Below are 812 nucleotides of genomic sequence, written 5' to 3'. Positions count from 1 at the left end.
AAACTTAACAAACTTGGGAATAAATTATCCTGACTTAACTTTTGTTTAGTTTGTTGGCTTAAACAATTCACTTGAGCAAGATTATGTTGTTTCCAACTTTCAGAGAACCACATAATCATTGGTACATGTGTTTGTTGGCTCGGTGCGATTGCATAAGGTGAACCATGTAAATATAAACCATGTTCTCCGGTTGATTCGCCATGATCAGATAAATACCATAAACCTGTCTGATATTTTGATATTTCTTTTAGAGTATTAATCATTTGGCTTAATACATGGTCTGTATATACGATTGTATTATCATAACTATTTAGCAATTCGGTTTGCGAACAGCCCTGTATCGCATTCGTATCACAAGTCGGTTTAAATGGTTGATATGCCTCAGGCGCACGCTTGTAATATGCAGGTCCATGACTACCCACCTGATGCAAAACAATCAAACGTGGGCGGTCATCATCTTTGGCAATAGTAGCCAAATACTGCTTTAAGCTGTCAATGAGAATGTCATCATAACATTCGCCATCTTTACACCATTTTTTCTTTAAGTTTTCAGGAATTTGGTATTGTTCAACGCGATCACATGTACCTTTACAACCCGAGTTATTATCAATCCAAGTCACTTGGTAACCCGCACGTTTTGCAATATCTAGTAAACCTTCGCGGTGACTGGCTAATTGCTCATCATAATCTACACGTGGCATACCCGAGAACATACATGGCACAGAAACTGCTGTCGCCGTACCGCATGAGCTCACTTGCGAAAAGTTGAAAATATCTTGTTTAGAAAGCTCCGGATTCGTATTTTTTGCATA

At 38.4% G+C, this 812-nt stretch carries 1 protein-coding gene; it reads right to left on the bottom strand.

Annotated elements, in window-relative coordinates; genetic code table 11:
* On the bottom strand, positions 1-812 hold an 812-nt coding region (locus AC6BYQ_RS28475), incomplete at both ends, for a phosphoethanolamine transferase (RefSeq protein ID WP_498057926.1).

Source organism: Serratia sp. LTN-2 (assembly GCF_059740205.1).
Note: the sequence above shows the minus strand (reverse complement) of the source record. Positions and strands in the feature narration are given on the sequence as shown.